The 11,912-nt window shown below is 32.8% G+C and carries 13 protein-coding genes, 2 tRNA genes and 1 pseudogene; 3 read left to right on the forward strand and 13 right to left on the reverse strand.

Annotation, left to right across the window (positions count from 1 at the left end):
- The first annotated feature begins 157 nt into the window (after positions 1-157).
- Positions 158-520 (forward strand): hypothetical protein, encoded by a 363-nt coding sequence (locus ACJ5GX_RS02125; RefSeq protein WP_265017897.1) that lies wholly within the window; start codon positions 158-160, stop codon positions 518-520.
- A 79-nt stretch (positions 521-599) separates the two neighbouring features.
- On the opposite strand, the gene dapA is transcribed toward ACJ5GX_RS02125, so the two are convergent.
- From dapA to elbB, 9 genes are all read right to left on the reverse strand, one after another.
- Positions 600-1,487 (reverse strand): 4-hydroxy-tetrahydrodipicolinate synthase, encoded by an 888-nt coding sequence (gene dapA, locus ACJ5GX_RS02130; RefSeq protein ID WP_052264932.1) that lies wholly within the window; start codon positions 1,485-1,487, stop codon positions 600-602.
- Between the two features lie 9 nt (positions 1,488-1,496).
- On the reverse strand, positions 1,497-1,979 hold the full coding sequence (gene ssb / locus ACJ5GX_RS02135; protein WP_006014313.1) for a single-stranded DNA-binding protein: 483 nt from the start codon (positions 1,977-1,979) through the stop codon (positions 1,497-1,499).
- Between the two features lie 68 nt (positions 1,980-2,047).
- Positions 2,048-2,121 (reverse strand) — tRNA-Arg (locus tag ACJ5GX_RS02140).
- A gap of 12 nt (positions 2,122-2,133) precedes the next feature.
- Entirely contained in the window at positions 2,134-2,922 is a 789-nt protein-coding gene (locus ACJ5GX_RS02145) for a hypothetical protein (protein WP_052264933.1), read from the reverse strand.
- Positions 2,919-3,527: a hypothetical protein gene (locus ACJ5GX_RS02150; RefSeq protein WP_010406999.1), complete on the reverse strand. Its 609-nt coding sequence runs from the start codon at positions 3,525-3,527 to the stop codon at positions 2,919-2,921. Before ACJ5GX_RS02150 ends, ACJ5GX_RS02145 begins: the two co-directional genes overlap by 4 nt.
- A 4-nt stretch (positions 3,528-3,531) precedes the next feature.
- Complete coding sequence (locus ACJ5GX_RS02155; RefSeq protein WP_179943893.1) at positions 3,532-4,971, reverse strand: hypothetical protein; 1,440 nt, start codon at positions 4,969-4,971, stop codon at positions 3,532-3,534.
- Between the two features lie 270 nt (positions 4,972-5,241).
- Complete coding sequence (gene ispH, locus ACJ5GX_RS02160; protein ID WP_007302221.1) at positions 5,242-6,168, reverse strand: 4-hydroxy-3-methylbut-2-enyl diphosphate reductase; 927 nt, start codon at positions 6,166-6,168, stop codon at positions 5,242-5,244.
- A 58-nt stretch (positions 6,169-6,226) separates the two neighbouring features.
- Complete coding sequence (locus tag ACJ5GX_RS02165; RefSeq protein WP_052264887.1) at positions 6,227-6,535, reverse strand: hypothetical protein; 309 nt, start codon at positions 6,533-6,535, stop codon at positions 6,227-6,229.
- A 129-nt stretch (positions 6,536-6,664) separates the two neighbouring features.
- On the reverse strand, positions 6,665-7,363 hold the full coding sequence (elbB, locus tag ACJ5GX_RS02170; protein ID WP_007302219.1) for an isoprenoid biosynthesis glyoxalase ElbB: 699 nt from the start codon (positions 7,361-7,363) through the stop codon (positions 6,665-6,667).
- Between the two features lie 141 nt (positions 7,364-7,504).
- Here elbB and ACJ5GX_RS02175 point away from each other — a divergent pair, with 141 nt between their 5' ends.
- Positions 7,505-8,500, forward strand: a complete 996-nt coding sequence (locus tag ACJ5GX_RS02175; RefSeq protein ID WP_230609282.1) for a glycine zipper family protein — start codon at positions 7,505-7,507, stop codon at positions 8,498-8,500.
- A 561-nt stretch (positions 8,501-9,061) separates the two neighbouring features.
- On the opposite strand, the gene ACJ5GX_RS02180 is transcribed toward ACJ5GX_RS02175, so the two are convergent.
- The 4 genes from ACJ5GX_RS02180 to ACJ5GX_RS02195 form a co-directional block, all read right to left on the reverse strand.
- Positions 9,062-9,613, reverse strand: a complete 552-nt coding sequence (locus ACJ5GX_RS02180; RefSeq protein WP_019236783.1) for a 5-formyltetrahydrofolate cyclo-ligase — start codon at positions 9,611-9,613, stop codon at positions 9,062-9,064.
- Complete coding sequence (locus tag ACJ5GX_RS02185) at positions 9,597-10,226, reverse strand: ferredoxin reductase domain-containing protein (RefSeq protein ID WP_019236782.1); 630 nt, start codon at positions 10,224-10,226, stop codon at positions 9,597-9,599. Before ACJ5GX_RS02185 ends, ACJ5GX_RS02180 begins: the two co-directional genes overlap by 17 nt.
- Positions 10,227-10,259: 33 nt before the next feature.
- Positions 10,260-11,387, reverse strand: coding sequence for a SurA N-terminal domain-containing protein (locus tag ACJ5GX_RS02190; RefSeq protein ID WP_495292652.1), 1,128 nt, complete (start codon positions 11,385-11,387; stop codon positions 10,260-10,262).
- A gap of 118 nt (positions 11,388-11,505) precedes the next feature.
- Positions 11,506-11,596 (reverse strand) — tRNA-Ser (locus ACJ5GX_RS02195).
- 73 nt (positions 11,597-11,669) lie between these two features.
- Here ACJ5GX_RS02195 and ACJ5GX_RS02200 point away from each other — a divergent pair.
- Positions 11,670-11,912: pseudogene (locus tag ACJ5GX_RS02200) on the forward strand (hypothetical protein); the annotation flags it as partial.

Consider the following 11,912-nt stretch of genomic DNA (forward strand, 5'->3'; position numbering starts at 1 on the left):
TGCCCGATTCGCACTGATGCGTAGACTCAGACGGCAAAACATCTGGTTTAATAAGTTTTAGAATCCTTTCAGTTTCTTTCTGAATGAATTCCTCTCCTTTTAAACAATATGACCGAAGACTTTCAGGTCGCACCATCTCAACGATATACCAGAAGGCATGTCCAAAGAACATGAACAAATTTTGAGAGAATATAGCAACAGCGCTGAATATAAAATTAAAAATTATGCAAATACTATCAGTATTATTGGTGTTTTTTTTGGAGTTGGAGCAGGACTAGTTGCTCTTGGTTTTACATCACCCGCAGCTATAGGTGCTTTAACTTTTGTAGTGAGTGTGATTGCTTGTATTCCTTTAAGTTTCTTAATTGATAAAGCAATTGAGTGCTTTTTTCCAGAAGGAAATAGACAGCCAGGTAGTTCCGTTGATGGGGAGATATACAAAGGAAATAAACAGCCAGGTAGCTCAGTTGATAGTGATGTGAAAATTGTTGATGGGGATGTGTGCAGGAGAGTATTTTAAGAGACGATAGATAGAAGTTTTTGAAGAGGATTTAGCCCATTTTTTTGTGTTAAGTATAATTGAATTATCAGCTTAATTCCTAATCCTGCATAGCTAGTTGATTTTCCCATCCAAGAATCATTTTATTAGCTTGCCTCAATGTTTCAATAGAAGGCAAGTCTTCTGTGCTTAGTGGTAGACGAACAGTTTTGTGTTCTATAAGCCCAATGTCATGCAAGAGTGCTTTAGTAGGTATTGGATTGCTGGCAGTAAATAGAGTTTTGCAAGCTTGTTGCCAACTGTCTGCCTGAGGGTTCTCGCCACTCATGCATTGCTTAACATATTCATGTACTACACGTGGCCAAACATTGGCAGCAACAGAAACCAGACCAGCCGCACCCTTAGCAGCCATATCGGGTATCATATTATCATCTCCGCAAAAGACCTCAATATTTGGTGCAACTTTCTTATACTGAGTTAAAGTATCAACGGTGCCACTTGAATCTTTGATAGCCCAAAATTTTTCGTGGCTGGATAAGTTGCGTACAGTTTCAGCGTGAAGACTCACTCCTGCTCTTGATGGAATATTGTAAAGCATGGCTGGCACATGTGCTTTTTCAAGCAGCTTTTCAAACCATAAAGTTTGCCCCATGATTCCAGGCTTTGCATAAATGGGAGTTGTCATTAGATAGCCATGAATAGGCATACCCTTGCAAAAATCAAGCCATTCAAGAGTCTGATATAGATTCACTCCTGGTACACCAATTATAATTTTCGTATTTAATTTTAGCTCACATACAAATTCAACTAATGTGCGCTTTTCAGAATCAGTAAGTGATAAGCTTTCACCTGTGCTACCTAGCAACACTAAACCATTTTCAGCTTCAGCTTGCATTGTTAGTAAACGCTGCAAGCTTTGGTAATCTATACTATCTCCACTGCAATTAAAAGGAGTAACACAAGCAGTCCATAAAAATGTAGATTTCAATTGAAGTTATTAAAATGGTATTTCATCATCGATTAGTTCGTCTTTTATATCGTTGTCAAAACTTCCGTGTTTATCTTTTTGTTCTGTTTCATTTTGTTTGTATTCACTTGGCTTGTAATCAGAGTTTGACATACTGTTTCGTGAATCTAAAAGGGTAAGGGCACTATTAAAGTTATATAGCACCACCTCTGTCGTATACCTTTCACTACCATTTTGGTCAGTCCATTTTCTAGTTCTCAGAGAACCTTCAACGTAAACTTTACTACCTTTGCGCGCAAAATCCTTAACAATTTTTACTAATCCTTCACTAAAAATTACAATATTATGCCATTCTGTCTTTTCAGAGCGCGTACCAGAAAATTTGTCAGTCCAACTTTCAGATGTGGCTATCGAAAAACTTGCCATCTCTTTTCCATTTTGTGTAGTCCTAATTTCAGGATCTTTTCCTAAATTACCAACTAATATGACTTTATTTATAGTACCACTAGACATAATTATGCTTTAAAATAAATCTCTTTATTATCTTATGTGAGAGTATTATTGTCAAATTTAATTAAAAACGCGCTTGGAGGGATTCGAACCCACGACCTTTGCCTCCGGAGGGCAACGCTCTATCCAACTGAGCTACAAGCGCAGATGTATTAGATTATTTAATAGATAAACTATCTAAATCAAATTTTTGTTCTGGATAAAGCGTAAACATAATACCTCCATGTCCAAAATGTACATTTTTAGAATTGCTTATCCGTTCTTTTGTTATCTTTTGGTTTACAGCCCATGAAAAAGTTACATAATTTTCAGTTACTGAGTGCACTTTTAAATCCTTAGTATTTATAAACAACTTTCCATTTACCCATATTTTCCATGTATCGGGGGAAAAGTATAAAATTGAATCTAAACTGACTACTTTACAATTGAAATTTTCTTCCTCTGTAACTCCTGAAGACTGTAAGTTAAACTTTTCCATCTCACTAACTATTCTATTAACCTGCTCTTCATCAAAAAAAATGCTTTTTATGCTACCATATTGCGATAAAGTACTCTCTGCTGCCTCTTTTATTATATCGTCTCGATCTATATAATAATTGTTGATAAAAAAACACTCCTTCGCACGCAAATTTGCTATATCAATGAAGTCATTTATTTCTTGATTTCCAACTTTTAAAATACTTTTTAAGTACTTCTTTTCTATAATCATTCCATCATTAGAATGATGACAGACCATTTCATCATTGCCTTGTCTTTCTATATATACACATAAATTTTCACTATTTAACCCTAATATTTTATGCTCAATAAAATCTTCATTACTAATATGCTGTTGGCAAGAATATTTTTTACAAATCCCTATATTTTCTACAAGATCTTCGCAATTGCAATATGCACTAACATTAAAAAACAGCAGCGTAAAAATAAAAAACAACTTTATATTCATCTACTTAATATGGTATACCAATCAAAAACTATACTAGCTCTCACTATCTCTATCATATTACCACTTAAAATCTGGTTTATAACTTTAGCATCTATATTTCTCTGCTTATTCAAGGTAAGAGATCTGATCATAACATAACCAGGAAGATTTGGAATAGACTGTAGAAATAAAAAAATATGCTTATCGCTAATTGAGCTTAAACTTAGAACCACTTCACTTCTTATTACTTTTGTATGTTCACTTTTATTGTGGAGTTCAGCTTCTTCAGGTATAGAAATTGATATTTCAGGTTCTAACATGTAGTGTTTTTTATATAGCTTGTTAAGCTCAAAATTTAAATTTGTAATGTATCTGCTACTATGTAAGTTTGAAGAAGAAATTCTTTTCCATAAATCTAGGTTTTTATTTAGAACGACTTCTTTCTTTTGAATTTCAATGATCTGTAAATTAATAGAGCGTATTTCCTCAGCTGCAGTTTGATTTTTATTATAAACCTTTTTGTTATAGATAATAAAACACGTTGATAACCCTATTAATACAATAGATAACAATAAGTAATATATGCACTGAATTGTAGCTTTTCTTTTTAGTTGAGAGATAGTCATCAATCTACATTGCCTCTCCTATTTCAACATCAATAGATAGATTTTTCTCTTTAGTAGTAGGTAAGCTAGAGATACTAATATCATGAGTACGGAAATTATCGTTTAAATTTTTCTGTAGTTTCTCGTATTGATAAGAAATGTCTTTACCAGATTGAAAATTAAACCTTAAAGTTGTGGTAATATAACTTTTTGCCTCATTATAATTCCACTCAAACGATTGAAGCTCTACACCTGGTACTTTTAACTTTTCTGCATACTTAATTTGTGTAAGGGGAGAGTACTCTATTTTTGATAAAATATTATTTATATTAATAAAATCGTAAACTTCATCTATCTTTTTTACATTATAGATTTGGCTAAGTTTTATTAGTTTGTTATTTAAAGCACTCCGCGTTGCAGATAAATTATCAGCAACATTAAAATTTGAATACAAATTTTGCAAACAAAAGGCGTTAATTACAACTAAAACCAAGAGTAGGTATAGAAAAATTTGAGGAGAATTTAAATAAAGATAATTAAATAGATAAAATTCTTTAGTTTCTTTTGTGTTAAAAATATTTATTGGCTTATTCTTAAAGCTGTGAAACAAAATTGTAGTATCACAAAAGCTATCTTTTTCGCTTATAGCTAATTCTGCCCCCAATAGTTTACCCAGCTCATATGGAGTCAATATGTTCACACTATTCTCTGAAAAATTTATAACTGATAAACTAGATTTAATAGCTTCTGATACTATAATGCAGAGGTCGACAGGGTCATTTTTTTCAAATCCAAACTTAGTTAAAGATTGAATTGTATTTTTCACTTCCTGATATATTTCACCAGCAATGATTCCTGGTAAATTATCATTAGTAAATGGTATTAAACGTGTAAATATCATTTTGTTCTCTTTAAGAACCACTTGTCTATAGCCACCTGTTTTAGTTGCAGCAACTATAATTTTCCAGTTACTAGGATCTTTGTGTAGAATCTTTTTTGCTATACTGACTAGTTCTATAGGAAACATTAATATTCCTTTAAAGTTAGAGCCTATTTCAACAAACACGTCCAACCAATATTCTATTAAATGATTTGCTTTTGATGAAACAAATAGATACCACCAGTTTTGATTAAATTTATTCGGCTTTTCGACCAAGAGAATAGAATTTATATCGTTATTATGAGCAAAATGCTCTACTTTTGTTTTTGCTGATAGATAAGCACTAATCCTATTTACTCTTGGGATAGACTGTAGCAAATAGTTCTGATCAGTGTGATTGAGAACCAGATATAAGGGTGCTTTTTTATCTGATGAAAGACATGAAATTAAGTCAGAAACAGCTTTATTATTTTTGTCCTTAGCAAAATATCTTTTATTTAAAGTATCATTTTTAAAATATAGTAACATTGTGCCTTCTTTTCCTATAGAAAGCATAAACTTACTTTTGGGTTTTGACCCAAACATATTAACAAAGTGTATACTCATCTAGAATTAAAAAGGTAATTTATTGAAATTCATTAAACATTAGATGACAATATTACTTATATTATAAGTTTTTGATAAAATTAGTAGTAATATTAACCCTTTTGTATGATGAAGGTTTTTTATATTTGTGCTAGACACAACTTAACCTGACAAACGAGGATTAATTATATCTCAGCTTGATATTTTATTCTCCAACAGACTGAAAATTGAATTGAGCTAAAGACTTGATTTGACGCACGTTGTTGCACATTACCATTTAGTATACTTGAACTGAACATTTTCAGTGAATCCATCTGGCATGACTGAAACTTTTGTATTCATATTTATTTTTAAGTAATTTACTAGCTCATCAACTAATATATCAGGAGCAGAAGCACCTGCAGTAATTCCTATTTTTTCTGCGCCCTGCAACCAATTTTTGTTCATACATTTATAATTATCAATCAAATAGGCTCTTTTTCCTGTGGAAATGCACAGGTCTAATAAACGGTTTGAATTTGAACTGTTTTTGCTTCCTACAATTAACACTACGTCTGTAATTTTAGCCAATTTTTTAACAGCGTTCTGCCTATTTTGTGTTGCATAGCATATATCTTTTAAGTCGGGGCCTGTAATGCTTGGAAATCTGAGCTTCAGTGTAGCAATAATTTCTTTGGTATCGTCAATACTTAACGTGGTTTGTGTTACATAAGATAAATTATCTGGATCTTTGATTTGTAAATTGTATACGTCTTGCATAGTTTGCACTAGAGATATAGGATTACTTACTCTTCCTATAATTCCTTTCACTTCTGGATGATTTTCATGTCCAATTAGAATTAATTCTTTACCACTATCCTCATACCTTTTTGCCTCTTTATGTACTTTGCTAACTAATGGACATGTTGCATCAATCACTTGAACACCCTTTCTTTTTGCCTCATCCTCTATACTTTTCGACACTCCATGTGCACTGAAGATCAATATTCCTCTATTGTCTTTAATGTCTTCTATGCTGCTTACAAAAACCACTCCTTGTTTCTTAAAGCCCTCTACTATATATTTATTATGAACGATTTCGTGTAGTACATAAACTTGGCGTTCATTTTTGTATTTCTCTAAAGTGATTGCTAATATGTCTACAGCTCTTTTAACCCCTGCACAGAAACCGCGTGGTTCAGCTAAGATAATCTCCATTTTTTAAGTAAGTATGTAAACATTGCTAAAAAGTAAGCTCCGCTCACTATGTTTCATATCATGACTGCTTTACTATAATTTCAAATTTATCACTACCAAGACTCTTGTTAATATACCAGGAACCGTCATCTTTAATTGTAAATTCAGGACTCTTGAGGTCTCTTTTTATTGTCTTTCCATCTTGGCCATCCATAGCAATATGGATATCGAATGTAACGATGTCTATATTTACCATGGCTTTTTTCCCACTGTGTGAATTTAGACTAAACTTGCCCAACATGACATCATTAATACTCACTTCTCCTGCATAAGTATCACACTGACCATCTACACAACACTCACTTTCAATATAAAAAAGATCTGACATATTTATATCTATAAAAAAAAGAACTAAACTTACATACTAAATATAGCTTATCATTAATAAGCAATTACAGATTACTTTGGCTACAACAATAATGCAACAGACATAATTAATTGTATAAGAAACTACACTTTAGAGAAATGGTTGTTTGGTTTTTTTATTAATTTTTTTCACCATACTGTCAATCATGTGTTTTATTCCTTGATATACAGAGTGTGTACTTTCATCACTACGCATATAAGCAGAGCAGGAAAATATATTATGCTTTTCGTCTTCTATTGATAGCTTTGTATCGCATGTTATATGTTCGCCGCCGAGCTTCTCTATCAACTGGTCTTTGTCGTCTCCTATAGTTACCTTAATCTTACTTTCTTCTTTACCTATTTTGCTACTTAAAATTAAAACAATAATGGCTGGAGATATACATATAGTTCCTATTGGCTTTTTTGCAACAAAGAACTCTGAGACTAATCTTTCAAACTCAGGCATTACTGTTTTATTTTCAGCTAAGTCAGATAAATTTTTCGCAACTCCATATCCACCAGGTACGACTAGCATGTCAAAATTTTCAGCTTTAGCTTCTCTTAGGTCATATATCTCACCTCTTGCGATTCTTGCTGCTTCTACAAGTACATTCCTTTTTTCTTTTACCGCCTCTTTTGTTTTGTGATCCATAACTTGTGTGATATTGATATCAGGTGCAAAACATTTAACATCCACTTCCTGCTGATCAAGCACAAGCAAACTTAAAACTGCTTCTCTCACCTCTGTGCCGTCGAGGTGGCCGCATCCTGATAACACCACAGCAGCTCTTAATTTTTTCTCACCCATAAAATACCTTGATTTCATATAATCTAGGTATTGTAATACAAATTCCATATTTGGAAAGGAGTAATTATTTTATGTCAATTATAATATAATTAATAATTAGTATATATAATTAGGCATATTTATAATTGATGGGAATTGAATATGGTACAAGGTGGTGCAGCAAACTCAGCTATTTCCGAGAAGTTAATTGAAAGTGTAGTGGAATATATTATTGGAAAAGAGGATTTGTTACAAAAATTGAATAGTCTACTAATAATAGATGGCTTTAAAAAGAAAGGTGAAACTTCTGACAAATCAGATATCAGTGAATTTCTGATAAAAAGGAAAGATGTTTTTGGGAGTGTAATAGGTCTTATATTGGAGGATTTTGAGAAAAACAAAGTTGAATCAAAAGAATTTTTGGAGCAAGTAAATAAAGTAAAAGGCATGGAGAAAGAGCTTGAAACTTTAGGCAATCAACTGTTAGCTCAAGGATTGATAAGTGGAGCAGCAGTTACAACACTAACAGGTGCACTAGCAGGTACATTAGCAATAGGGGGAGTGACTGGTGCATTAATTGTTGGCGGAGCAGCATTAGTAGGGTTTGTAGCACTAGTTGCTATAGCTGCTATTGGTTATGCTATATATCAGCATAGAGGTGAGATAAAAGAAGGAGCGATGAAAGCAGGAAAAGAAGTGAAAAGTTTTGTGAAAGATGTGATCGATAAATTACCTACGATTCAACCAAGAGAGAATAATTTTGGAAAGTTAATAAGCAATTTGACAAAACAGGGTCTTAAAGCTAATGACGAAGAAAGAACAATTCTTAATAATAAAGTAAAAATAATAGAAATGCTCCGAAATGAAGAGCAGCGATCTGCTATACAAGAGTTAGTAAAGAATGGAACTATTCAAAATTTTTCAGAAGCTGATATGATCAGATTTCTGGAAAAAGGCCTCAGTACTCATGAGGAAGATATGCAGAAATTGCTAGATTTGATGAAAAATTTTCTACATGCAATTATGGACAGTGGTAATAATAAAATAGAGAAAGTGGAAAAAATAGTTGGTGATAAAGTTAAACAAATGGAGCCAAATTCTGAAGTGAAGAATCCAAGTTCTGAACGAGTTAGTGAAGAAAGGAAAGGAGTGAATTGATACATTTGAAGAGCGTTTTAATGTATCTGTCTATCTTATTTTGTCACCCTGCTAATCGGACACAAAAAATTACTTCCGCATATTTTCAATCTCATTATAATTACAAATAGAGATATTTATTGAGCTCAAAAATCTATCTCCGTCTGCAGACTTTTTTTATTAAACTCATAAAAAAAATGTAGCGTATCCTCTTCAGTGTATACTTAATTTCTGTCATATGTGCGCTGCATTTTTTTCTAATCTTTTTTACAGGGGGATTTTATGTCCAGAATTCCAGATATTTGACCTTTACTTTAGCTAATAAAAACCAACTGGTACCTGCGGTTTTTATAGCTACGTTTCTCAAACAAGTTTCAAATGAATAGATTTCTTGCATAACTGGAATTCAAAAGTTGATGTCATTCTAGCGCGTGACGCTAGAATCCAGTCCTTTTGTGCAAAAAACGTTGTAAAGTAACTTAGTTGGATCCCAGTGTCAGCTACTCTGATGACAAGACAGGTTTCAATATTTGCATGCATCTAAACAGATAAGCAATTACTATCAGAAAGAGGTAGACTATGCTACTCCTTTCTATCCGTTTTCTTGAGCAACCTGCTTTCAAGTCTAACACACATCTCAGTAATTATAATATCCAATTTTTGATCGTGTTTTTCCACAGGTAAATTTTTACAATATTGCTTCTCATAGGCTACACCTATAAATATTTTTCCAAGTGGCCGTAATTTTTTTATCATTTCATCATACCAACCACCGCCAAAACCTAACCTATTAAAATGATCATCAAAAGCAATAACAGGAGTAATGATTGTATCGGGGATTATATCTTCATCTGCTTTATTCCATTCCTCAAATTTTAATAACTTGTTTTTATTAGGGACTGCTACTTTATAATCTAAATCGAGTAAACGATGCATCAAAGGCACAACATTAATTTCTCCGTCTGTTGGAATGTACGCTGCTATTGTTTTACCTTTAACGTAGCTTAAGTTCTGATTAAAGAGATTAATAAGGGAACTTGCTGCATAACTGGAATAACTTTCATCAACATCTTTTCTTATGGTTCTATATTGCTTCCTTAGTTCCTCTTTGTGCTGTTTAGTGTCTTTGAACATGTTCTATCCATTTTGCAGTGAGCTTTTCTTGTAAACTATTTTGCTTCAAGCGCTCACTTAAAAAATCAAAGTCAACAAGCTCCATATCCTGGTCTTGATTACTGCAACTATAAACAAAACTTATTTCTCCTGTTTCCTTATTTATGTGTTGCTGAATACATTGAGCGCAGATTTCTTTCATCATGCACTGCATAGGAGAGTTAACTGATGATATTGCTATGTGTTTTGGTTTTAGATATGGCTTTAAAATTGTTTTTCTAGCTTCATTTATAGCTTTCATCATTTTATCAGAACCAATAGTGATGATTTTATCTATAGTGTTTAAACTAATAGTAATTTTACCTAACTTTCCTTGCTGATATGAGATTATTGCATCAACTATATTACCATGAAAGGATTTATCCTGTTCTCTGCTTGTTTCTATCAATCCTTCTTCACATGCCCAAATTACTGCACTTGATGCACGTTCTATCAGTGCTCGTTTAAATACATCACTTAATTTTTTATAGCCAGCGAAATATAAAACCTTATGATTGTTTTCAAGACATGCCTTCCCTATCGAAAATAACACTGCATTTCCAACTCCACCGCCAATGAGCATTATATTCTTCATAAACTTTTTATGGAGTAGAAAACCTCTCTAACTTCAATTAAACTGATAACTAACAGCTGCATTTTTACGCATATTATCCAATAACAGGTTGCTTTGTATCATAATCTTTTGTTGATACATTTCCTGTTTGATTGCTTCTATATCCATTGCATTATTTTTGATATCACATAACATCATCAACTTTGCAGTGCTATTTTCTCTTAATTCTACTATTTCATTCATATTTGTTTTACTAAATAAAATCTGTAAATCAGGATTTAAATTTCGCATTTTTATTTCAAACTCTTTTACGCTTGGCAACTTGAAATCATCTGCTAACTTGTCAAAATTTAAACAACTGACCTTTTGCTCCTTAAAACTAGAGAGTAAACTTTCTGAACCTTCAACTACAACCTGTTTCAGTTTTAAAGTACTTTTCAGCAGTGTATGATCGAGCTGTACCTTATCTATGACTTTTATAACAGAGTAACCTTCGCTTAAACTAACCGGACCTGCTACATCACTGATTTCTAATCTTTCCAAAACGTCCTTGAGAGTACCTTTTAGCTGACTTAAATTAACTGTTGCTTTGCGCATCTTTATTGAAGATTCTGGATTATTACTGGTACGTAATTTTTTTACTAAGTCTTCAGCTATCTTCTGATCGGGAATTATGAACTCCTGAAACGTAATAAGGTAATCAGACTTCTCTTTTTGCTTTCTTGCATCATCCACTTCTTGATCGCTGATATTAATAAGCGGTACAACTCCTACTTCAATAATCTTGTTCCACAGCAGCTGACAATTTATTTGTTTTTTTAGGTTATTGAGATCTATATTATGCTTTTTTACGTATTGATCAACTTCATCAGCCTTAAGTTTTAAACTTTGAGTTAAGAATAACGTGACAGCATTATTTAACTCCTCGTTACTCAATTCTATATTCATCTTCTGTGCTTCGCTGACAATGATAATTTCGTCTATTAACTGTCTTAGAATTTGAGATTTTACCTCTTTTTGATTAATCTTCTGAGTGCCAAGCAATGAATTTATGAAGTTTATACGTCTTTCGATATCTAAATTTGAAATTGGCTCACCATTTACATCTGCAACAATTTCAATCTCAGTTGCAAGTAACCTAAGCGGCAGCATTATTAATATCAAAATTAGTATTTTATGCATATAAAATTATTTAGCTAATAACTAATTCTATAATAAATACTGAATAAACGCTAGCTAACTTTTTAATAATTAAAAAAGAGGGTGAAATTACTGTAATGAATACCTAAACAATAATATACGGAAGGAGAGGGATTCGAACCCTCGATACGACTTTTCAATCGTATAACGGTTTAGCAAACCGCCGCCTTCAGCCGCTCGGCCACCCTTCCAAATTATTACTATAATATCAAGACCTTTACTGCCTGTCTAATGCTTTTAATTGCAATATTTGTATCTGTCCAGATGCATGCAAATATTGAAACCTGTCTTGTCATCAGAGTAGCTGACACTGGGATCCAACCAAGTTACTTTACAACGTTTTTTGTGCTAAAGGACTGGATCCCAGTGTCAAGCACTGGGATGACATCGGAGGGTGGGATGACAGAAGATGATGGAGGTAATACAAAAGGCTTCATCATTCCCATTGAATCGGCTTTAAAATCGATGTTCAAAGTTGAAATTTCCTTAGAGGAAGCGGAGAAAATC

Source organism: Wolbachia endosymbiont of Tuta absoluta (assembly GCF_059414725.1).